The organism is Psychrobacter sp. P11G5, from assembly GCF_001593305.1.
Lineage (GTDB): Bacteria > Pseudomonadota > Gammaproteobacteria > Pseudomonadales > Moraxellaceae > Psychrobacter.
The window spans coordinates 2,652,777-2,676,838 of the sequence record NZ_CP012533.1 but is presented as its reverse complement, the minus strand read 5'-3'; the positions used below and the strand labels follow the sequence as shown (position 1 = coordinate 2,676,838).

General features: G+C 41.9%; 18 protein-coding genes. 12 read left to right on the top strand and 6 right to left on the bottom strand.

Translation table 11 applies throughout. The annotated features are described in order from the left end of the window. Position 1 precedes the first annotated feature (1 nt). A complete protein-coding gene (locus AK825_RS10825) occupies positions 2-1,072 on the top strand; it encodes a hypothetical protein (protein ID WP_068037278.1) in 1,071 nt (356 codons plus the stop codon). A 323-nt stretch (positions 1,073-1,395) separates the two neighbouring features. Here the strand turns inward: AK825_RS10825 and AK825_RS10820 are convergent, their stop codons facing one another. Beyond that, a complete protein-coding gene (locus AK825_RS10820; RefSeq protein WP_068037276.1) occupies positions 1,396-2,265 on the bottom strand; it encodes a DMT family transporter in 870 nt (289 codons plus the stop codon). A 139-nt stretch (positions 2,266-2,404) separates the two neighbouring features. On the opposite strand from AK825_RS10820, the gene AK825_RS10815 reads away from it, so the two are divergent. The 7 genes from AK825_RS10815 (at position 2,405) to AK825_RS10785 (ending at position 10,002) form a co-directional block, all read left to right on the top strand. Next, the gene (locus tag AK825_RS10815) at positions 2,405-3,298 is read left to right on the top strand and encodes a LysR family transcriptional regulator (protein WP_068037272.1); all 894 of its coding nucleotides are present in this window, start codon (positions 2,405-2,407) and stop codon (positions 3,296-3,298) included. Positions 3,299-3,712: 414 nt separating this feature from the next. Continuing rightward, positions 3,713-4,756 carry a trehalose-phosphatase gene (gene otsB / locus AK825_RS10810; RefSeq protein ID WP_082787237.1) on the top strand — a complete coding sequence of 348 codons (1,044 nt, stop codon included), beginning with the start codon at positions 3,713-3,715 and terminating at the stop codon, positions 4,754-4,756. Continuing rightward, the gene (locus AK825_RS10805; protein WP_068037270.1) at positions 4,731-6,464 is read left to right on the top strand and encodes a trehalose-6-phosphate synthase; all 1,734 of its coding nucleotides are present in this window, start codon (positions 4,731-4,733) and stop codon (positions 6,462-6,464) included. Before otsB ends, AK825_RS10805 begins: the two co-directional genes overlap by 26 nt. Before the next feature lie 13 nt (positions 6,465-6,477). Next, positions 6,478-7,596, top strand: a complete 1,119-nt coding sequence (locus AK825_RS10800; RefSeq protein WP_068037267.1) for an acyl-CoA dehydrogenase — start codon at positions 6,478-6,480, stop codon at positions 7,594-7,596. Further along, the gene (locus AK825_RS10795) at positions 7,584-8,420 is read left to right on the top strand and encodes a PIG-L deacetylase family protein (RefSeq protein WP_082787236.1); all 837 of its coding nucleotides are present in this window, start codon (positions 7,584-7,586) and stop codon (positions 8,418-8,420) included. The genes AK825_RS10800 and AK825_RS10795 overlap by 13 nt, the downstream gene beginning before the upstream one ends. A 55-nt stretch (positions 8,421-8,475) precedes the next feature. Further along, on the top strand, positions 8,476-9,249 hold the full coding sequence (locus AK825_RS10790) for an SAM-dependent methyltransferase (RefSeq protein WP_227514163.1): 774 nt from the start codon (positions 8,476-8,478) through the stop codon (positions 9,247-9,249). Between the two features lie 78 nt (positions 9,250-9,327). Continuing rightward, a complete protein-coding gene (locus AK825_RS10785) occupies positions 9,328-10,002 on the top strand; it encodes a glycosyltransferase family A protein (protein ID WP_068037261.1) in 675 nt (224 codons plus the stop codon). A gap of 148 nt (positions 10,003-10,150) precedes the next feature. On the opposite strand, the gene AK825_RS10780 is transcribed toward AK825_RS10785, so the two are convergent. Both AK825_RS10780 and AK825_RS10775 read right to left on the bottom strand, forming a co-directional pair. Further along, complete coding sequence (locus tag AK825_RS10780; protein WP_264753658.1) at positions 10,151-10,492, bottom strand: DUF3817 domain-containing protein; 342 nt, start codon at positions 10,490-10,492, stop codon at positions 10,151-10,153. Between the two features lie 304 nt (positions 10,493-10,796). Further along, positions 10,797-11,183, bottom strand: coding sequence for a DUF1971 domain-containing protein (locus tag AK825_RS10775; RefSeq protein ID WP_068037256.1), 387 nt, complete (start codon positions 11,181-11,183; stop codon positions 10,797-10,799). A gap of 439 nt (positions 11,184-11,622) precedes the next feature. On the opposite strand from AK825_RS10775, the gene AK825_RS10770 reads away from it, so the two are divergent. Next, the gene (locus tag AK825_RS10770; RefSeq protein WP_068037253.1) at positions 11,623-13,104 is read left to right on the top strand and encodes an MFS transporter; all 1,482 of its coding nucleotides are present in this window, start codon (positions 11,623-11,625) and stop codon (positions 13,102-13,104) included. Positions 13,105-13,161: 57 nt separating this feature from the next. On the opposite strand, the gene AK825_RS10765 is transcribed toward AK825_RS10770, so the two are convergent. From AK825_RS10765 to AK825_RS10755, 3 genes are all read right to left on the bottom strand, one after another. Beyond that, positions 13,162-13,527, bottom strand: a complete 366-nt coding sequence (locus AK825_RS10765; protein ID WP_068037250.1) for a DUF488 family protein — start codon at positions 13,525-13,527, stop codon at positions 13,162-13,164. A 100-nt stretch (positions 13,528-13,627) separates the two neighbouring features. Beyond that, the gene (gene narL, locus AK825_RS10760) at positions 13,628-14,287 is read right to left on the bottom strand and encodes a two-component system response regulator NarL (protein WP_068037247.1); all 660 of its coding nucleotides are present in this window, start codon (positions 14,285-14,287) and stop codon (positions 13,628-13,630) included. A gap of 124 nt (positions 14,288-14,411) precedes the next feature. Next, positions 14,412-16,376, bottom strand: a complete 1,965-nt coding sequence (locus AK825_RS10755) for a histidine kinase (RefSeq protein WP_227514059.1) — start codon at positions 16,374-16,376, stop codon at positions 14,412-14,414. A gap of 408 nt (positions 16,377-16,784) precedes the next feature. Between AK825_RS10755 and AK825_RS10750 the strand changes: the two genes are divergently transcribed. From AK825_RS10750 to narH, 3 genes are all read left to right on the top strand, one after another. Further along, positions 16,785-18,164: a NarK family nitrate/nitrite MFS transporter gene (locus tag AK825_RS10750; RefSeq protein WP_068037242.1), complete on the top strand. Its 1,380-nt coding sequence runs from the start codon at positions 16,785-16,787 to the stop codon at positions 18,162-18,164. A gap of 549 nt (positions 18,165-18,713) precedes the next feature. Beyond that, entirely contained in the window at positions 18,714-22,472 is a 3,759-nt protein-coding gene (locus AK825_RS10745; RefSeq protein WP_068037238.1) for a nitrate reductase subunit alpha, read from the top strand. A 51-nt stretch (positions 22,473-22,523) separates the two neighbouring features. Next, on the top strand, positions 22,524-24,062 hold the full coding sequence (narH, locus tag AK825_RS10740; protein ID WP_068037235.1) for a nitrate reductase subunit beta: 1,539 nt from the start codon (positions 22,524-22,526) through the stop codon (positions 24,060-24,062).

Here is a 24,062-nt window from a genome sequence, read left to right as displayed (position 1 = left end):
ATTGATCTTTCAAGAAAATGAAGAAAATACATTAGAAGAAAAAAATAGAGACAAGCGTCTTTATAGTATTGGAGATATGACAAGAACAGGATCAAAAATTTCTGGCATATATGATAGTTCCATAAATTATATTTTATTTTGGAATGCAAATGGTGGGCTTTGCTGGGAAATAGATAAAATAAGTGACAATGCAAACAATGTGCTTCTAGCGGCTAAACGAATAAGAACTTTAGCTGGGAGCGTACTAACCCAGAATAGAATTTCAGTTATCAATGATATGCTAGCAGACATAATTTCTGAATCTTTAAGGACTAATGATCTTAAATCTACCGAAGCTCTATTCAAGGAAGTTGAAAGTTATATCGAGAAATACAAAGATGAAATACTATCTGTTGTTTCTAGAGGGCCGCGCTTTAAGATTTATAGGGTAAAAGGAGATCTAATACAATGGCATCACTCTAAACTTCATGAATCTTTAAGAAAGCCCGCTGAAGACTTCAATGCATTACAGTCTTTAGCTACATCTGCTTTACCTAAATCCCAACGTAAAGCAGTTTCAAGGTTGCTGAGCGCTTCATTATCTAACGCTTTTAGACAAGAAGTAATACAAGATAATGTTGATCTATTTGAGAAACCGAGAGTGTTTATATACTCACAAATAGAAAGCTACCTTAAAATAAAAATTTTCTGTGTTAGTCTACTGACAACCATTATTATGCTTATTTTATTTTTATGTGGCTATTTATATTTTGATAGGGGTTTAATATACTTCTCTGGAGCCAGCGCTGGAGTTTTGGGAACTATGATTTCATCCTTGCAGAGAAATAATGAAATTTCTATCGATCCTTATATTAGTTATCGCGGACTATATAGTGAAGCAATATCTAGAATATTTATTGGTATTGTGTTTGGTTTGTTCATAGTTTTTTGTGCTAATTCTGAGTTAGCTTTGGCTCCTTTTAAAGAAAATATATATGCTTTGGTTTGCTTTGCTTTTATAGCAGGGTTTAGCGAAAGGTTTGTACCTGACTTAATGTCAGCGGTTGCAAGCAATGTTAAGAGTAACGAATAAAAAGCTAACCTAAGATACAAAGAGTGACTAGTTTTTCTTGTTATTCGCTATCATAGCTAGTAATTTGTAGAAAATTAACGTAGTGTTAGTGTTATCTTTACCTTCAAATTAACACTTGAATATTCATTCAACTTATTTAAAGCATGGATTTTATACTCGAATTAAATGAGTTTTTAAGGCACTGGGTATTGTCGTCATATCTAAAAGTAAAAGTAAAAATAGTTGTAGACTTTTATTAATTAAAAATCACATCAACTCGATGTGATTTTTTTACATGATGTCTGATATCTAAGAGAGGTTAGGAATGTTGTTAAAATTAATATTTACTCTATCGGAACCGGCTTTTTATATTTAGTGGACTCAAGTGTTGCTAGCCAAATTAAAGGGATAATAATCAACGCTGAACCCACCAATAAACTGACATCTGGTATCTCATCAAACCACACGATGCCGATGAACACTGCCCCTAACAGCCCCGTATATTCTGCACTAGAGATTTTATGCGCTTCAACTACTCGGTATACCAGCACGCATATACCCGCATAGATCAAAATAAATAAATTTGAGCCCGCTGCTATCAATAGCGGGTACCAATCCAACGGTTGGTTTTCCCAAAAGGCCAAACTAAGCCCAAACGGTATGCCCACTAAATTAGTCAAAAACAAAGTTTGAGCGACGGTATGCTGCTTGGGTAGTTTACGCACTAATAAGTTGTTTGTAGCCATAGTCACAGCCACTATCAGTGCAAATATAGCGCCCATATTAATTTGTGTCGGTTTTACGACGATAAGAATACCGGCGAAACCTAGCATTGACACGATTATGCTTGGTGCTGTGAGTCTGTCTTTATAAAACAAAAAACCCAACGGTAACATAAGCAATGGGGTGGTATAAAAAATAGCATTAGCCGTTGCCAGAGGGAGCGCTTGAAGAGACAGTACCATAAATACCGCACCCAACAACCAAACATGGCCACGTACGAAATGCCATTTTATGTTACTAAATAGCTTGGCTTGCTTATTCAAGAAGCAAAAGGGTAGTAGCATTAAAACAGCTGTCAGTTGGCGAAACAGAACAAATTGATATACCGCCGTTCCAGCCGGTAAGTCCTTTATCAACGCATCTGAAAGGATTGCAACCATATTCCCTAAAACCAATAAAATCATTGCAAATCCAACACTCATCTTTGGCATTGTAGTCCTCAGCTTTATCCTAAAAATATTCAAGAAATCAAATTGAATGACGCTAATTTAATGCTTAAGTAAGCAGTATATTCGTATATACCCATGACGTATAATGATATAAAGACGTTTAGTATTAGCTGAGATAATAATGAAACTACCACCATTGCGTGCAATACAATGCTTTGAATCAGTTGCAAGATTTAATAGTTTTTCAAAAGCAGCAGAAAGCCTGAATGTGACTCAAAGCGCTGTGAGCCATCAAGTTCGAACTCTCGAAGAATATCTAGGGGAAGCTTTATTTTATAGGCAAGGTCGGACCCTTTCGCTCACAGAAATAGGGGCGCGTTATTTCACAGAAATAAACCGATCATTGGCTGTTATTTCGAATACCAGTCAGGCTATTCGATATGATAAACCTGGGCATATTCGCCTAGCACTGTATAGCTCAGTAGCCGTTAATTGGTTAATTCCTCGATTAGAAGACTTTCGTAAACAACACCCAGAGATTGAGCTAACCTTAAATATGGTGACAGACCAAGACGATTATAATGAGCAATTCTCAGATTGTTTTATTACCGTCAATCCGCCAAAGCGTAACGTGGTCAGCACGTTTTTATTCGCTGAAAAGTTATTTCCTGTTTGTGGTCAAAAGCTATGGGAAAAAATAAAGGACAAACCATTGCCTGAGGCATTGTGGCAACATCCCATACTATCAGTAAGATATTCTGGGAAAAGTGAAAATGCGGCTAATGATTGGCTGAGGTGGTGTAAAGCAGGTGGGTTTGAATTACCGAACAATGTAAAAATCAATCAATTCAGCCACGTACTACTTGCCACAGAGGCTGCACGTTATAACCTAGGTATTGCGCTTATTGATAACTATATGATGTTGGATCAAGCCCATAAGCAGAATCTCGTCAAAATTCCGATGCACGAATTGCTAACAGGGGATGAGTTTTATTTTTTTTACAATGAGCTAAAATCTAACCAAGCTGACATTATTAAGTTGAGCCGTTGGTTGGAATCCCAGTGTTATGACTAAGTGTTATCAATAATAGCCATTAGACATATAGAGAAACAAGATTAATCTTTCTATAACGCATGCTTTTTCATAAAAAGGCAAAGTTATTCATAAGCATAGAAAATCAAAACTCTGGCGTGATGATGCCGGCGTAGTTACCAAAGGCGATGATTTTTCAGTAGTTGAAATTGATGATGTGGTTTGCGGTTACTTGCAATGTTTATGAACTAAAAGACTTACACTAAAGAAATTTATACCAAATTGAATACTTTTGCCATCACAGGGTAGCTGGCTTTGTGGCAAACTTACTAGTAGGTTATTATTGTTTACAAACAAACACTTACGAACATGTTAGCTTTTAATACATAATTTATTTTGAATATGAATTAAATTAGGCTAGACACAACGTCCTATTAAAAAGAAAAAGGAACGAGCGTGACTTCAGGAAGAAATCATAGCTTAAATACGCCAGCTATATACATCCAACCAAATAATTTTGCTAATTATTTATCTCATCAGCGAGATTATTGTTTGTTTTTGGATATAGACGGTACGCTTGCAGATTTTACCCTTGATCCAAAAGATAGCATCATCCCAAATGCAACATTATTGCTTTTACAACGAATACAAAACTATGGGGTACAAGTCGCCATCGTGACAGGGCGTAGTCTTGCTGAAGCAAAGCAAATGCTCTCACCTTTACAATTGCCAATTGCAGCAACGCACGGATTAGAAATAGCACTTAATGGTAGCTTTAATAGTGCTATAGGCAAAAAAAACGACAATAACGTTGCAAGCACCGCGCATGTTGATAATGCCGAACTTACTGCTATAAGGCAGATTATTAGCCAATATAGTACGTCATATAGTGACTTAACCATAGAAAATAAGCCTTATTCCGTTGCTCTGCACTTTCGTAAAAATCCTACATTAGCCAATGTGGCTCATACCATTATGCTAAAAACCTTAAGTAACTATGCTAACTGGACGTTGAAACAGGGTAAATACGTCTGGGAGATTGTGCCAAAAGGAGCGGATAAAGGTACAGCGATCTTAACCTTGTTAGAAAAAATGCAAACTGACAAGGAGCTGTGTGCCATTTTTATTGGTGATGACATTACTGATGAGGCAGGTTTTATTGCCGTACAAAATGAAAACACAGTATTTGAAAACGAAGTATCCAAAAACAAGGTAAGTGAAAAAAGAGCAATACAAAAATATCGTAGTTCAGCGAATAGCTCAGTGAATAGTTCAGTAAAAGGTATGGGTATTAAAGTAGGCAGTGAGCCAACGTGTGCTCATTACTATGTACGTAATATTGATGAAGTAACAGTCTTGCTTGATAACTTTTTAAGCTTTTGCCAATTCGTCTTTTATCAAAAAAACGCCACTTTATCGTCTGATTTAGCAGACTCTAATCTTCCATTGCTGAAAGAACAACGAGATAAATCATATGAGCCGATTAATCGTCTTATCTAATCGGGTAAAAATGCCCGATGGCAATCCAATGGCAGGCGGGCTTGCAGTAGCCTTGCACGACGTATTAGTAGGAAATTCAGTCATCTGGATGGGTTGGAATGGTGAGGTTGTTGAGGCTGATGACAACTGTGATAACAATGAATTCAGCATCAATAAACAAGCTACTTCAGCATATCTGCATGAGACCAATGCAGAAGTCACTTATATGACTACGGCCCTAACGAGCAAACAATATCAGCACTTTTACTGCGGTTTTGCCAATAATGTGCTGTGGCTGCTACTGCATGAGCAACCTGATTTAATCAGTCAAACAGCAGAGGATTATGCAGGTTATCAAGAGGTAAATTGCCTTTTTGCCCGACAGTTAAAAAACATTATTCAACCCGATGATGTGATTTGGGTACATGATTATCACTTTTTAAGCATGGCTTATTATTGCAAGCAAATGGGTATGACAAATCGTATCGGCTTCTTTTTGCACATTCCGTTTGCCCCGTTAGCATTTTGGCAACAGCTTGAAAAAAGCTCTGAACTGATTAGGTATCTTGCTCATTATGATGTGCTCGGCACCCAAACTGAGCAAGATAAAACCAACTGCATTGACGTATTCCAACATTATTTAAAGGATGAATTTTTGGAAAAAATTTTTTTAAAAAGCAGGTATGTAAAAGATAGCTATTCAAGAGACAGTTATTTAAAAGATAGGTATTTGCAGGAAAGTTTTTCAAAAGCTTCTCTACCAAACGCTTTGCATGCCGAGCAAAGTTTTTCCAAAACTACAAACTCCGCTGGTGTACAGCTGATGCTCAATCTAGACTTAAGTGCTCCGCACTGTTTAGCAATTAATGCCTATCCAATCGGCGTTAATGTAGACAAAATCCAGCAGCAAGTTAGCCATTTATCCTCACATTTCTCATCCCAGTTTGCAAAACATACGCATAAAGATAGTGCTACAAAGCCTGCCGCCCAGCAAATAATAGCGGTAGATAGGATTGATTATTCTAAAGGTTTATTAGAGCGTTTTTCAGCGTATGGTTCTTTTCTACAGCAAAATCCAATCTATCAAAATCAGCTAAAGCTATTACAAATTGCTTGTCCTAGTCGTTTAGACTTACCGGTTTATCAACAGCTTTATAAAAGTGTCAAACAAGCGGTCAATGATATCAATCAGCAATTTCTGCCTAATGAATATCAAGCGGATACCTTTGAAATTGGTTTTTTGGATGCTGATGCTTTGATAGACGATTTGACAGACGACTTAACAAATAATTGGCAGGCGATTACGTATAGCGAAAAAGTGTTGAACCACGAGACATTGATGAGAGCATTTTGGCACAGTGATATTGGTTGGGTAAATTCGCTCAAAGATGGTATGAATTTAGTCGCCAAAGAATACATTGCTGCCCAAAATCCTGAGAATCCTGGAGTGTTATTGCTGTCAGGTTATGCAGGGGCAGCCGAGCAAATGCAAGCGGCGGTGATTGTCGATCCGCATCAGCCGAAAAGTATAATACAGGGTTTAAAAACTGCCTTGACGATGCCATTAGCGCAGCGAAAGTCCCGCTATCAGACGTTATTGCAAGGACTGCAGCAAGATGATTTACACGCTTGGCAGCAAAATTTCTTAGATGACCTATACGGTGGTAACAGACCTCAGACAAATAACCCGCACTCAGCCACGGTCCATGCGTTTGACTTACAAGAATAATTAGGAAACCCCTATGTTACGGTTAAATGCAGAAAGTTCTTTGTTAGAAAACATTCAAGCTGTTGTAGAAGAGATTGTAGCCGCTGATAATCAAGCGCTCAGCACGCTTTGTATAACTGATAAATTGCGCCATGAGATATTAAATACTTTAGTCACTTATAGCGATAGAATTCCTCATCCTGCTAGTGCTGCCGCTGATGTTAAAAAAAACAAATGTGAAACTAACTCAAATACATTCATCCGCTGGCAAGTTTTGGCTTATGTGGCAGGTATTGATTTGACGATTGCCAAATGGTTTGAATCACATTTGGATGCGCTCAGTATTTTGCATGAAGTGGGTTGTGACAAACCGGCACAAGGACTATGGGCGGTTTGGGCGGCAGAGGGACATCCTCTGAGCTATCAAGAGGGTAAAGTTACAGGCATCAAAGCATGGTGTTCGGGGGCAAATATTGTTGATCATGGGCTAATCACTTATCGAGATGAGCAAGGTCATTCGCAGCTACTTATAGTAGATATGCAGCAAGCTGGCATTGAGATTGACAACAGGGCTTGGCAAGCAGTCGGCATGCAAGCCACTGATACCGCCACCCTACAGTTTAATGGGGTGGCGACCAGTAAGGTTGGGGCAGCAAATGTGTATTTAGAACGGGTGGGATTTTGGCATGGGGCAGCAGGGGTTGCCGCTTGCTGGTATGGCGCAGCGACCTGTCTCGCAGGCTATTTAATCACCGCGTATCAACAAAAACCGAACGATTATAAAGCCATGTATTTGGGGCAAATTGGGACAGCATTGGCAGTCACTCGGCAGTATTTTTATCATGTTGCTCACTTAATAGATACCCAGCCGCAGCACAGCCATGAGCTTGCTATTCGTCAATTAAGAGCAAACGTTGAGCAGGTGGCGCGCCAAGTACTGGAGGGCGTCGGACAGGCATTAGGCGCAGCACCGTTTTGTAGTAATGCTCATTTTGCAAGATTAGCAGCAGATTTGCCCGTATTTATTCGTCAAAGTCATGGCGCGTTTGATCTGCAAAAGATTGGCGAGTTATCTAGTGTCTTAGCTGGAGAATCAGCTAGCGACTTAACCAGCGACTTAACTGATAGGCGAGAAAACATATGGCAACTATAATGCCTAGTAAGGCTGAGCCTACAAAAGATAATGTTATAAAAAGCAACCATCCGATTGTTGGCGACCGTATTATTGAAGGCGATGGTACCAGTCAAGACGCGTGGCAAAATTGGCAAGGGCTGCACAATCTGCCTCGATTAAATATGGCGAAACACTTTTCACCGCACCAGCGGGTGTGTATCTTTGCGCCACATCCTGATGATGAAGTATTAGGCTGTGGTGGTCTGCTGCAACAACTGGCTATTAATGGCAATCCTATCATTCTTATTCACGTGACTAACGGCACACAAAGCCATCCAGACTCAAAGATTTATCCTCCAGATCAGCTTGATATTATCCGTCCGCAAGAAAGCGTCAACGCATTAGCTGTATTGGGCGTAGCTCATCAAGTGACGACTATTGCCTTAGAATTGACTGATGGCGAGGTATTCGCTGCGCAGGCACAGTTTACTGAAAAGTTAGCAGCCATTATCCAGCCTGACGATATTTTAGTGACGCCCTTTATTCATGATGGACATCCTGACCACGAGGCAACGGGACAAGTGGTCGCCGCATTTGCCAAGCAGCATCATCTAGCCTGTTATCAAGTATTGATTTGGGCGTGGCATTGGGCACAGCCTGCCGATAGTCGGATTCCTTGGCATTCTGCTGTCAGAGTTGATTTAACCGATGAGCAAGTACAGCGTAAATCTCAAGCTATTGCTTGCTTTACTAGCCAAATTACCATTGATGAGAGTACGGGTAATCTGCCTATTTTATCGGCTCAAACCATCGCCAGAATTAGCCAACCTTGGGAGGTTTATTTGTATGAGCCACAATCCTAAATCTACGCCGTCAATGAATCTTAGCAATAGTTTAAATGTTGCTGACGCTACTTCGATGGGCTGTAACCAAACTGCTACTCAATCTAACTCCCAATCTGATACCTATTCAGAGACGTATTTTGATGCGTTATATAGTGATAATAGCGACCCATGGCAGTATCAGACGCGCTGGTATGAAAAACGAAAACGTGAGATGTGTCTCGCCGTATTGCCACAAGCAGAGTATGACAATGCCATTGAATTGGGCTGTGGTAACGGGGTGTTTAGTGAATTACTAGCCCGTCGTTGTCAGGCTTTGCTCAGTATAGATGGTAACGCTCAGGCGGTGAAACTTGCCAAACAACGCTTGGGAAAGTCATCGCATTCTAAGGTGATACAAGGAGTTATTCCTCACGTATTACTGAGTTTAGAAGATGTGCTTCTACAATCTTATCCTTTATCGGATGGCGCATCTGCTAATAAACCACCCTTTGATTTAATCGTTATTAGTGAGATTTTATATTATTTATCGTCCATTGATATTGATACGGTTATCACTTGGATTAAACAAAACCTAGCTGTAGGCGGTACATTGCTGTGCTGTCATTGGCGCTATGCTATCGACGGCTTTGTAATGACTGGCGAGACGGTGCACCAACGCTTACAGCGAGCGTTTAATATGACAAATAATGAAGTGGATCGTTCAGCTCTTACTCATACAGTTTTTACTCATCTCGCTTTTATTCACCCTGCTTTTACTCATCAAAGCCAGATTGTAGATAGTGATTTTTTATTAGATGTTTGGCAACACTCTCCAAAGTCCGTTGCTATGCAAGAAAACTTAATATGATGGGGTATAACCGCGTATGACAGTCTGCAAAATAGTGGGTGGCATGTTGGGCGGTATAAGGGGAGGCACAGCGTCGACATGAAAATCGCTATCGTGATTCCCGCTCATAATGAGGCGATGACTATTGCCAATTGCTTGGCATCGGTTCAGACCGCTATTGCGCAATTACCCTCAACTATTGCGGCGTATCCGCTGGTGGTGCTTGATAGCTGCACTGATGAGACGCTTACGATAGTCAAAGGTACAGGCGTTGATTATATAAGCTATGATTATCGCTGTGTGGGACGGGTGCGAGATTTGGGTATTCGCCATGCGATTACACATGGCGCAACTTGGATTGCCTGTACAGATGCCGATTCAGTAGTGACTAAAGATTGGCTGGTGCAGCAAATTACCCATATTACTGACCAGCCCACCGATATGATTTGCGGCGTGGTGAGCGTTGATAGCTGGGTGAATTTAACCCCGCAAACGCGCGAAGATTATATGGCTCATTATCAAGATATGATGGGACATCGCCATATTCATGGGGCAAACTTAAGTTTTAGCAGTGAGGCCTATCTCACCGTTGGCGGCTTTGCCCCATTAAGGTGCCATGAAGATGTGGACTTGGTTAAAAAGTTTGAGAGCCAAGGCTATGCTATTACTTGGAGTAATCGCGTCCGTGTGATTACTAGCAGCCGTCTAGATGCTCGAGCGACAGAAGGTTTTGCAGCATTTTTAGCAAATTTAGAAAAAGGCAATTTGCAGTAGCTGTTTAGAACGACTATTTATAATAGCTATTTAAACTCACTTAAGAGCTGACTAGCATGCAGCAATTAAGGTTGCCGATTGCTTCTTATTTATCAAAGCTGTGTTTTAAACTAAGCATGCATCAATAGTATCCACAGCAGAACTTATCTTAGGCTGCTATCTTCTCGTTTTTACTTAAGCTTTTTTTCAAAAAGTGGTCGAATATAAATGGGCCAAACGGTAAAAACGAGCCGAGCACACCTGCGGGCATAGCCCAAAGCGGCATTTTAATTTTGATGGTTGAGCCCATGAGTATTACGATGTAGGCGATAAATAACACGCCGTGTGCCATACCGACATATTTCACAGCTTCTGGAATGCCCATCATATATTTTAGTGGCATGGCGATGCCGAGCAATAACAAGAAAGAAGTGCCCTCTAGATAGCCCATGATGGTAAGGTTTTTTAGTGCGCTGTTTTGCTTGTCTGTGAGGTGAGGTGTTTGTTCGATAGTTGGCTGAGCCTGTGACACTGTATTTTCCTTTGATTAGGGTCTGTTGAATTTTCAAATATTAGGGTTAATTCAATGCTGCTATGATACTGGCTTCGCTTAAGGCTTTGAAGTGTTAGTTTGTGTCAGCAGCTATTTAGTACGTTGAGCCTAGATTGTTGTACTTGCTGAGCATTGGCAATTGACATGCGTTCGATGATTGTTGCTTATGTGGTAGTGCAAAATCCAAAAATCCCCAGTTTAATGACTGGGGGTTTTTTTAGCTGAATTTTTAGAACCAATACTTAGAGTATATAGAGAATTATTATTGCTCATCAGGCTTATCAAATAACTTCTTAATAGGTTTGCTATGAATGGTAGAGCTGTTGAACAGTGACTTGTTAGCAGTATCACCTTCGGTCCAAAAGTTGATATTGAATTGTGCGTCGTCACTCAACTCTACGCGATGCCAGTATTGCGGTGGACTAACGGCAAATTCTCCTGCTTTAATGACTATGGTCTGCTCCGGTTCGGTAGCGGCTTCGTTGGCAAATCCGTAAAAGGTGACAACACCTTGCATGACACAAATTTGGCCAAATACGCCCTCTGCAGTATTGTGATGAGTTAATAAGGCTTTGGGAACTTTATCTTTGGTAAAAAAGTGCGTAGAGCGTTTTATTTTCCAGTGACTTGGGATGATTGCACGAGTCATGATAGCTCCTTGGTTAATAAGTCTTTTGTTTTTAGTTTATTTTAAGCTTGTTCTTAAATATTAATGATAATCATTCTCATAATATAACAACTTACAGACTGTTTTACTATGGTCAGTCCTAAATAAAAGAAGTACATAAATTATAATCCACTACTGGAATAAATTTTCCTTGCTTGCTGTGCCTACGCAGACAGAGGCTGCGCAAAATTTATCCCAGTAGTGCTGTATTTGTTTTATAGTGGATCTACAATATCGTCATGCGACTTTAAGTATTAATAAGTATAAAAGAAATGAGTGATAGCTTTTAATCCTCATTAAGTAGTATTAAAACTAGGTTTTATACTGCTTTTGCTCAATAGTTAAGGCTACTACTTATTGCTATCTTGTCTCCATCAGAACTATTCATAACTGACAAGTTTTATGGTGGAGAGTATTTATCATGCATGCAAAAGAGCTGCTGGAAATGGAGCGCCGTGAGATAAGAGCGCTTCACTATACGTGGATTGCTTTTTTTCTTACCTTTTATGTTTGGTTCAATATGGCGCCACTCGCGACGTCTATGTTACAGACAGAGAGCTATTTAACCTCAGATCATATCAAGCTCTTCTTGATTGCGAACGTCGCTTTGACCATTCCTGGCCGAGTGGTTGTGGGCATGGCCTTAGATCGTTTTGGGCCTAGAAGGGTGTTTTCTATATTGATGGTAGTGATGGCGATACCGACATGGTTTTTCGCTTTTGGCACCTCAGCCATGCAGCTATTTGTCGCGCGTTTATTTATGTCTATCGTGGGTGCAGGCTTCGTCGTTGGTATCCATATGACGGCGCTATGGTTCAAGCCTAAAGACATTGGCTTTGCGGAGGGGTTCTATGCTGGTTGGGGGAATTTTGGTTCAGCAGCAGCGGCGATTACTATTCCAACGGTAGCACTGCAGTTCTTCGGTGGTGATGATGGGTGGCGCTGGGCGATTGCCTTATCAGGCTTGCTGATGGCTATATACGGTGTTGCGTACTGGTTTTTGATAACAGATGGGCCTACAGAAGATACCCACAAAAAATCACGTAAGTCGGGCGCATTAGAGGTCTCAAGCTGGCGAGATCTTTGGCTATACTGCCTATTTACTATTCCTTTGTATGGCATCTTAGGAGTATTGGTTTATCGCACTAAAAACATGGGTTTTTTAAGTGAGACCGGTGCTTGGGCTTTCTATCTCCTTATCGCCGCTGTCGTTATCTATCAGATCTATAAGGCGATTAGCGTCAATGCACCCATGCTAAAAGCAGGTATCCCGGAAGATGATAAGTATCCGTTCAAATCCGTTGCTGCCCTTAATGTAAGCTATTTTGCAAACTTTGGCGCTGAGCTTGCGGTGGTCTCTATGCTCCCAATGTTTTTTGCCGCGACTTGGAAGCTCGATCCTACCGTAGCAGGCTTGGTGGCTTCAACTTTTGCGTTCGTTAATTTGTGGGCGCGTCCGTTAGGAGGGTATATCTCTGATCGTGTCGGTAATCGACGCCTAGTTATGCTGATATATATGTTTGGCATCGGTATCGGATTTGGGTTAATGGGATTGCTAAATGCCGAGTGGCCATTATTTATCGCCGTCGTTTTTACCATTCTCTGCTCAGTGTTTGTGCAAGGCGCAGAAGGGGCGACCTTTGGTATTATTCCATCAATCAAACGCCGTTTGACCGGCCAGATATCGGGTATGGCAGGCGCGTATGGCAATGTGGGCGCAGTATTCTATTTGTTTGTTTATACCTTTGTAGAGCCAAGTCAGTTCTTTTTAATCATCGCTGCCGGTGCGTTTATTGCTTGGATGGTTTGTTTCTTCTGGTTAAAAGAGCCTGAAGACGCCTTTGGTGAAGACTATAAGATGTCGTCGGTAGATTTGCAAATTGCCAAAGAATACAACGGTTGATAGTGTTTTTTCTGTCCATAAAAAATCCATCTAGCGTATCATTAGGTGGATTTTTTATCATTTTAACTGGTCTTCAATCCATTCTTTTAATACTACGGCTTGGTTATGTTCTTCATCTTTTGCGCCGTAGATTAAAGTAACGTTATGCTTTTTGAGCTGAGTAGTTACCTTATCTAAAAATTCCTCTTTCATATCATTGTCGTCTAGTTCTTCTTTGTAAGACTTTTTAAAATCATTGAATTTATCTTCATCATGAGCAAAAGACTTTCTAAGTTTATCCGATGGGGCTATTTGTTTTGGCCACCAGCTAAAACTCAAATCTTCTTTTTTAATACCTCTAGGCCACAAACGGTCCACCAATATACAGTACCCATCATCTTTGCCTTTTTCTGTATAGGCTCTTCTGATTTTAATCTTCGACATATTCTTAGTCCTTTCAGATTTGAGTATGGTGGATTAGCTATAGTCAGTCTTAATATTTGAATGTTTAATAGAGTCTATTATAACGCCTTAAACTATAAGCTTATTTGGACAAATGATTCACTGTCCAAACGGCGGCTTCTACGCGCGTCCGTAGGCCAGTCTTATTCAGAATATGTTTAACATGGACTTTTACCGTTGATTCTGCGATATCCAGTTTATTGGCAATCATTTTATTACTAAGACCTTCTGCAATCATTTGGATGACTTGTAATTCTCTGGCAGTCAGATTGCTTGCGATATCGTCGATGCTGGGTTTGCGTAGTGTTTGTGCCAGTATTGATGCCAGATTTGGACTGATAACCAGCTCTCCTCGCAATACTTTTCGGATATCAACGATGATTAATTCAGGTTCCATATCTTTTAGTAAGTAACCATCTACGCCCAATTTCAAAGCTTCCTGCACGTCTTCGCCACTATCGGAGACGGTGAACAGCAAGGTTTTTACCTCAATATCTCTAGCCCTGATTTCTCTTAAGGTTTCAAGACCAGTCAGGATAGGCATTTTATGATCTAAGATAACCAAGTCTACTTCATTATTTTCTAAGAATGCTAGCGCCTCTTGTCCGTTACTGGCTTCACCAACCACTTTTACATCATTTTCAAGGCTCAATAATTCTGCGATGCCTCGGCGCAACATAGGATGGTCGTCGACTAATAAAAGCTTAGCTGGAGATGTAGGGGTATAAACATGGGTACTCATAACATACTCGCAAATTAAAAATTCTACAAAATAAGGTATTTAAGTTTTCAAAAATAATAAGTCTTCAAAAATAATAAGTTATCGTCAATCCATAATAATATTGATACGTACTGTTGTTAAGGGCTTATAAATGAGCCTCTTCGGTTGCATACTCTTCAAAGAAATGGGGAATAAATTTAGTCGTGACGATCGTTCCATGAGGCTCTTTATTAGATACCACTAATTCGCCGCCCAAGTTATGCGCACGCTCTTTCATAATCATTAAGCCGTGATGCTGAGACTGGTCTACAGTGCCTGATATTCCGACTCCATCATCTACAATGGTCATGACAATATATCTGTCTTCATCGTAACTCAAGTCAACTTCTACTTTGTCAGCTTGCGCATGCCTGCTGATATTTGATAATGCCTCTCTAGTAATTTGAATCAAATTTACCTGTTCATTAGCATTTAAATTTAGCGTCATCACTCTGTTATTTACCACGACATGGAAGTCGCCTTTTAGAGAAAATTCGTTGGCGGTCTCATGCAAAGCATCGTCAAAGTTATCACTGTCTATAGTGAGACGAAAGGTAACTAATAAGTCGCGCAGTGATTGATAGGCTGAATTGAGGCCTGCTTTTATTTGTGCAATATACTGCGAGATAACTGTTGCACATTCTTTATCAGAGACATTACTAAGATGTCTTTCTAAGACGCTAACTTGGATTTTTAGATATGACAGCGACTGAGCCAAAGAATCATGTAGCTCCCTTGCAATAGTGCTTCTCTCTTCAAACAGTATGAGCTGATGTTCTTGCTGACGCTGTTTACGTAGAGACAAAGCTGTGCTGATAAGGTTAGTGAGCGCGACAATCAGCTCGCTATTTTCAGAATTTAGATAGGTACTGTCTATCTCTACCGTCTTGATACGCTGTGAGGATTGGTTGCTTGGCTCTGTATCATCTAGCGACAACTCACTATTCATCAGCAACGTTGATTTAGGTCGAACTTTAAGCTCACCAAATTCAACTTTTTGGTGGGCAATAGGGTAGGTCTTGGTATGGGCGTCTTCTTTAATGAGGCAATTGTCACAGTTGAGCTTGGTACATAGCTCTTTCATTTTGTCATCATGTAAAGCTATAGAGTCTTTATTATGTAGGGCGTTGTTTTGAATACATAAAGTGAAGTCTAAATGAGGAAACAGGTCGCCAAAGTCTGTGATTAAATTATCGAGCCGATGCAAGCTCACTTGACTGGTGGTTAGGTGTTTAGAAAAGTCATAGAACAGCGATAACACTTGGTTGGCCTTGACTAAGTGCTGGGTTTTTATCTGTACTTCATTTTCAAGTAAACGCTGGTGAGTCTCAATGGTGCTCGCCATATCATTAAAAGAGTTGCCAAGTTTATTAAACTCTTCATAACCCGATATCGATACTCTAGTATCGCGCTTGCCTTGTTTAAACTGACTGTTGGCTTGGATAAGGCGTTTGACAGGTAGCAGCACGTTTTGACGTAGCTTTTGCATACCCACCAACATAATAATGATAGTCAGCGCTAATGACGCAACTTGTAGAGACTGCTGCCAAGTCTGACGTTGCTCATTTCTAAACTGTAGCTCACTGACGAAGCTATCCACGTCCTTAATATACTGAGATGACACAGCATAAAATCTCGGCTTATCTTGCACTAACAATGCAGGTTTCAAATCTTGAAGCCACTGTGATTCAATTATTCCAAGTTCATTGTTTATCACTTTATGTTCATTGGCATTGGTTGATTGATAGTCGCGTAATGTCGTCAGCCTATCTTCCATGTCTTCAATGAGTACTTGTACTTTTTCAGACTTACCTTTATCGAGATAACTTAACTCATTTTGTTCTTGAGCCCTATTTGCTATTTCATTGGCTGCTAGGTCGTTACTTGCTGAGTCATTACTTACTATGTCATTACTTGAAAAGTCACTTTTCTCAAGACCGATATTCAAATTAGAAGGATAATCTTCGGCAAAGTCAGTCGCTAACTGATAGTTAATACGATAAGTCGCCATACGTATCGAGCCTGCGGTATTAATGGCTTGCGCATCTGATTCAGACATCCACGCGAGCATGCCGCTACCTATTGCGGATATGAAGCATAGGATGGAGATTGTAAATATAGCAGCCCAAACATGTAGGGGCAGAGAATGACGTAACAGACGACTATTCATAATTAATAAGGTTTTACCTCTCAGGGAGTATAGGTTTATAAGATTTTTGAGTTTGAAATATTTGCAAAACATCCAAGAGTACAAGCCCCAGTATAAATCTATCATTAAAGGGTCAATCTTTAATATACCTCTAAAGCAGTAGTTAATTTAGTGTGCTAAATACTACCCCTTCCAAGTATCGGTCTACCACTACGTACTAATACTAATAGACGTGATAACACAGTACCGTAAGTTATCACTTTTTGTTAGCACATCAAGTGAGTGTTACTGATCATAATTAGGCATAGCCGATACTAAGTGAGGAATAGAATGAGCAATAAATACTATACGAAAGGCGGTAAGCTCATCACCGACTGGCGTCCTGAGGTAGCAGAATTTTGGGAAGGTGGCGGCAAAAAAGTCGCCAAGCGTAACTTATGGATATCGATACCGGCACTGCTACTTGCCTTTGCAGTGTGGATGGTATGGAGTGCAGTCATTGTACATCTACCAGAGATTGGATTTGATTTTGATGATGGTCAGCTATTCTGGCTCGCCGCTCTACCAGGGTTGACTGGAGCTACGCTACGTATATTCTACTCTTTTATGGTGCCTATCTTTGGTGGCAGGCGTTGGACGGCTATATCGACGGCTTCTTTATTAATTCCGTCACTATGGATGGGGCTTGCGGTACAAAATCCCGATACACCCTTTATGATATTTGCCATCATCGCACTATTATGCGGCTTCGGTGGAGGTAACTTTGCCTCATCTATGTCCAATATTTCGTTCTTTTATCCAAAAGCGGAACAGGGCACTGCGCTTGGTCTCAATGCAGGCCTTGGTAATTTGGGCGTGTCAGTCATGCAGTTCACAGTACCGCTAGTGATACTGTTTGCAGCATTTGGGTCGCTAGGTGGGAATCCTCAGGTATCTGAGACAGGCACATTGTTCTATCTACAAAATGCTGGTTTTATTTGGGTGCCCTTTATCTTGCTATTTTCGGTATTGGCTTGGTTTGGGATGAATGACATCGCCACTGCCAAAGCCTCCTTTAAAGACCAGTCTATTATCTTTAAGCGTAAGAATAACTGGATCATGTGCATCCTATATATGGCTACTTTTGGCTCGTTTATTGGCTTTTCAGCGGCATTTCCTATGCTTATCAAGCACTCGTTTCCCGCTATAGATGCCTTAAAATTCGCCTTTTTGGGTCCATTGGTAGGGGCACTGTTTCGTCCATTTGGGGGTTGGTTATCCGATAAGACCAGTGGCGCTAAAGTGACTTTTTGGAATTACATTGTCATGGTGTTAGCGGTACTGGCAGTGATGTACTTTTTGCCTAGTGAGAGTAGGGAGGGGAGCTTTGTTGGTTACTTTATCTCATTCATGGTGTTGTTTATCACAACTGGCATTGGTAACGGCTCTACCTTTACGATGATTCCTATCATTTTTAGAACGTTGCATGAGCGCCTTAAACCAGAGAAAATTGGGACAGAAGCGCTGTTCGTAGAGATACGCAAAGAGTCAGCTGCAGTCGTAGGCTTTACCTCAGCTGTTGCCGCTTATGGAGCGTTCTTTGTGCCAAAAATGTTTGGCTCAGGTTTGGGCGTATTTGGTACTTTTATCGCTTTAATAATCTATTACCTCGTTTGTATTGTCTTAACATGGTGGTACTACAGTCGTAAAAACGCTGAATTTCCAAGCTAAAAACAGGTTTCTAATAAAAACATATAGTCGAGCCACTATAAAATAAATATAGCGCTACAGGGATAACTTTTGCACAGCATCTGTCTGCGTAGGCACAGCAAGCAAGGAACAGTTATTCCAATAGCGCGTTATAGTTTTTGTATTTGTTTTAGACAGCCGCCATAGTGTTAAAATTTTTCATCATGCTACTTGCTTCTGTAAGTAGCATTCTTTTTGGCCATTTTTCGATGTTTTCTTTGGCTATTTTCCCATTATTTATGTATTGGCTAAGCGCCCTTGGTTTTATTCAATGGATATTTTAGGGATATTTTGGCAATAGTATTTTTAAAGTGGCTACCACTAAGGGAGTAGTGATCTGCCTATCTTAGATAATAGTAAGACCTCCAGCGCTTCCCTAAAATGATGATATCGAAAAGTATTTATAGCTTTTATATCAAGATTTTATATATAGAGAGACCAATTCGTACTCAGCTATGCAGCCAATGCTAAGAACATTAGTCAAACTAATCGTAGACCATAAACATAAGCTACAAAATAGAGGATAGCAAAATGAGTCATTTACTCGACCAATTCCGCTTTTTTAAACGCAAACAGGGAGAATTCGCCGGTGGACATGGCGAGACACGTGATGAGGCTCGTGATTGGGAAAACGTTTATCGCAGCCGCTGGCAGTATGACAAAATCGTCCGCTCGACTCATGGCGTCAACTGTACTGGCTCTTGTTCGTGGAAAATCTATGTCAAAAACGGTCTAGTCACGTGGGAAACTCAGCAAACTGACTATCCAGAAACGCGCCCAGATCTACCAAATCATGAACCGCGTGGCTGTCCTCGTGGGGCAAGTTATAGTTGGTATATGTACTCTGCTAATCGGGTTAAATACCCAAAAGTGCGTAAGCCTCTATTAAAATTATGGCGCGAAGCCAAAGGGCAGTATCCAGATCCAGTCGATGCATGGGGCAGTATCGTAGAAGATCCTATCAAAGCAGAACAGTATAAATCCAAGCGCGGGCTTGGCGGCTTTATCCGCTCAACGTGGAGCGAAGTTAACGAAATCATTGCTGCCAGCAACGTCTATACTGCCAAAGTTTATGGTCCTGATCGGATTGTTGGCTTTTCACCGATTCCTGCGATGTCGATGGTAAGTTATGCGGCTGGTAGTCGTTACCTATCGCTTATTGGTGGTGTTTGCTTGTCATTTTATGACTGGTATTGTGACTTGCCGCCAGCCTCTCCAATGACTTGGGGCGAGCAAACAGACGTGCCAGAATCAGCCGATTGGTACAACTCCGACTACATCATTGCTTGGGGTTCAAACGTTCCACAAACTCGAACACCAGATGCGCATTTCTTTACGGAAGTTCGTTATAAAGGCACCAAGACGGTCTCTATCACGCCTGACTACGCGGAAGTCTCTAAGCTAACGGACTTATGGCTGAACCCCAAGCAAGGTACTGATGCCGCAGTCGCGCAAGCCTTTTGCCATGTGATTATCAAAGAGTTTTACCTCAAGCAGCCTAGTGATTATTTCTTGGATTACGCCAAGCGCTATACGGATTTGCCAGTACTCGTTATGTTAGAGGGTGAAGAGGGCGCGCGCCATGCTGGTCGTTATTTGCGTGCTTCTGACTTAGTGGATAACTTAGGTCAAGAAAACAATCCAGAATGGAAAACCATCGGACTTAATCATGATGGCGAACTGGTGTCTCCGCTTGGTTCTATCGGTTATCGCTGGGGCGAGAAGGGTAAGTGGAATCTTGAAAGTAAAAACGGTGCGACAGGCGCAGAGATTGACCTGACGCTTACGCTAAAAGATAGCAGCGAAACTTGCGTCGTTGGCTTTGATTACTTTGGTCATGTAGATCATCCGCACTTCACCTCAGTACCGGGCGAGCCCATCCAACAAAAAACCGTCCCATGTAAGACTATACAACTGGCTGACGGCACGACCGCTGTCGTCGCGACCGTATTTGACTTAACGGTTGCCAACCTTGGTGTCGATAATGGCGTTGGCGGCGAGCATGTCACTGATGATTATGATGATGCCACCGTACCGGGCACGCCTGCTTGGCAAGAGGTAATTACTGGTCTTAGCCGTGAGCGCGTCATCCAAGTCGCGCGTGAGTTCGCTGAAAATGCGCATAAGACTCATGGTAAATCGATGATTATCATTGGTGCTGGCATGAACCACTGGTATCACCTAGATATGAACTATCGCGGTGTCATCAATATGCTCATGCTTTGTGGCTGTATTGGGAAATCAGGTGGCGGTTGGGCGCATTATGTTGGCCAAGAAAAGTTACGTCCTCAAACCGGCTGGTTACCGCTGGCGTTTGCCCTTGATTGGCATCGTCCGCCGCGTCATATGAATGGTACGAGCTTCTTCTATAACCACAGCTCACAGTGGCGTCATGAGACTATCTCTGCCCATGAAATACTCTCGCCACTCGTCGATAAGAAGTTCTTCCCTGAGCATATGCTTGACTACAACATTCAAGCAGAACGGGCAGGCTGGCTACCATCTGCACCGCAGCTGAACCGTAATCCGCTAACCATCGCCGCCAAAGCGAAAGAAAGTGGCAAAGAGGTTGAAGAATATGTGGTCGATTCTCTAGAAGATGGCAGCTTACGCTTTGCTTGTGAATCTCCTGATAATCCCGCCAACTTCCCGCGCAACATGTTTATCTGGCGCTCAAACCTATTGGGCTCATCAGGTAAAGGTCATGAGTATATGCTCCATTATTTCTTGGGCACCAAAAACGGTCTGCTCAATGAAGAGAATCCTGCCGGACATTTACAACCAAAAGAAGTGGATTGGGTAGAAAAAGGCCCGACTGGCAAATTAGATTTGGTGGTCACCTTAGACTTCCGCATGTCCTCAACCTGTTTATATTCCGACATCGTACTACCAACCGCAACATGGTACGAAAAAGACGATATGAATACTTCAGACATGCATCCCTTTATTCATCCATTAACGGCAGCGACAGACCCTGCTTGGGAATCTAAAACGGATTGGGAGATCTACAAAGGGATTGCTAAGAGCTTCTCTGAAGTCTCAAAAGGTCACTTAGGGGTTGAGACTGATGTCGTCACTCTGCCGATGCAACATGATACCCCTGGCGAATTAGCCCAGCCATTTGGTGGTACAGACTGGAAAACCGCAGGTGAAAAGCCAGTACCCGGTAAAAACTGCCCAATGATTAAAGTCATTGAACGTGACTATCCTAGTACTTACGCAAAATTCACCTCGCTTGGCCCTGCCTTAGAAAAACTAGGCAACGGCTCAAAAGGACTGAATTGGGATATGAAAACTGAGGTCAAGCAATTGGGTGATCTTAATTACCGAGTCACTGAACCCGGCGTCTCTGAAGGTCGGCCTAATATTAGCACTGCTATTCACGCCTCTGAAACTATCTTGATGTTAGCTCCTGAGACCAATGGCCATGTCGCGGTCAAAGGCTGGGCAGCATTATCTGAATTTACTGGTCGCGAACATACTCATCTGGCCAAATCAAGTGAGCATGTAAAAATTCGCTTTAAAGATATCGTCGCACAACCGCGCAAAATCATCTCCAGCCCAACGTGGTCCGGTATTGAGTCTGATGAGGTGAGCTATAACGCGGGCTATACCAACGTTCATGAGCTTATCCCTTGGCGTACGATTACTGGGCGTCAGCAGTTTTATCAAGATCATCCTTGGATGCAGGCATTTGGTGAGCAAATGCAGCAGTATCGTCCACCTATCGATACCAAAACCACTGAGATGCTCAAAGATGCTAAGCCGAATGGTAATAAAGAGATTGTGCTGAATTTCTTAACGCCGCATCAAAAGTGGGGCATCCATAGCACTTATTCTGAAAACTTGCTCATGCTGACACTCAGCCGTGGTGGGCCTTGTGTCTGGATGTCAGAAGTTGATGCACAAAAAGCCGATATCGTCGATAACGACTGGATTGAGCTGTTTAATGCCAACGGTGCAATCACCGCTCGTGCCATCGTCAGCCAACGGGTCAAAGAAGGCATGACCATGATGTACCACGCACAAGAAAAACTGGTCAACATTCCAGGCTCTGAGCAAACGGGCACTCGTGGCGGTATTCATAACTCGGTGACTCGTACTATCTTAAAGCCAACGCATATGATTGGTAGCTATGCTCAGCAGTCTTATGGCTTTAACTACTATGGCACCGTGGGTTGTAATCGTGATGAGTTTGTCGTTATCCGCAAAATGTCAAAAATCGACTGGTTAGAAGACAAGCCAGATAACGCATTACCTCGTCCACTGCCAAACAGCATTGATGGGTAAAGGCACTTTTTTCTACTAATACTTATTATATAAATACTTGGAGCACACCCCATGAAAATTCGTTCACAAGTAGGCATGGTGCTTAACCTTGATAAATGTATCGGTTGTCACACTTGCTCAGTCACCTGCAAAAACGTCTGGACCAGCCGTGAAGGGATGGAATATGCGTGGTTCAATAACGTTGAAACTAAGCCCGGCATCGGTTACCCCAAAGAGTGGGAGAATCAAACCAAATGGAAAGGCGGTTGGATACGTAATGCCAACGGCAGCATAAACCCACGCATCGGCGGTAAATTCAGAGTACTCGCCAATATATTTGCTAACCCTGACTTGCCAGAGATTGATGATTATTACGAGCCATTCGATTTTGATTATCAGCATCTGCATACCGCACCTATCAGTAACCACCAGCCTATCGCCCGCCCGCGTTCAGCCATCACAGGCAAGCGCATGCAAAAGATAGAATGGGGTCCCAACTGGGAAGAAATCCTAGGTACGGAGTTTGAAAAACGTCGTAAGGATAAGAACTTTGATAATATCCAAGCGGATATTTATGGCGAATATGAAAATACTTTCATGATGTATCTACCGCGTCTTTGTGAGCATTGCTTGAATCCGACTTGTGTGGCTGCCTGTCCTAGTGGCGCGATTTATAAGCGTGAAGAAGATGGCATCGTGCTGATTGACCAAGAAAAATGTCGCGGCTGGCGGATGTGTATCTCAGGCTGTCCTTATAAAAAGATTTACTACAACTGGAAGTCCGGCAAATCTGAAAAATGCATCTTTTGTTATCCGCGTATCGAAGCAGGTATGCCGACCGTATGCTCGGAGACTTGTGTCGGTCGTATCCGTTATCTAGGCGTGCTTTTATACGATGCTGACAAGATTGCCGAAGCGGCTAGCACTCCTAATGAGCAGGATATCTATCAAGCGCAGTTAGATTTGTTTTTAGATCCCAATGATCCTGTCGTGATTGCCCAGGCATTAAAAGATGGCGTGCCGCAGTCGGTGATTGATTCTGCGCAGCGCTCACCTGTGTATAAGCTGGCGGTAGATTGGAAGCTCGCCTTACCGCTACATCCTGAATATCGTACCTTGCCGATGGTGTGGTATGTGCCGCCATTGTCACCAATTCAGAATGCTGCCGAAGCTGGCAAAGTCGGTATGGATGGACTGATTCCAGATGTCGATAGTTTGCGTATTCCGCTACGTTATCTTGCTAACCTGCTGACAGCAGGCGATGAAGAGCCAGTACGTTTAGCGTTAAAACGTCTGCTGGCCATGCGTAGCTACAAGCGTATGCAGCTGGTTGAAAAGCAAGAAGTACAAAGTATCTTGGATGACGTGGGTCTCACTAAACTGCAAGTTGAAGAGATGTACCGCTATCTTGCTATTGCTAACTATGAAGATCGTTTTGTCATTCCAACTGCCCATCGTGAAGAAGCATTAAGTGATGCTTTTGCTGAGCGTAATGGCTGCGGTTTCACCTTCGGTGAAGGCTGCTCAGGACATTCTGACAACAGTATGTTTGGTCAACGTAAAGCCAATCGCCGTGATTTCATCGACACTGTACAAAAGTGGGAGTCGTAA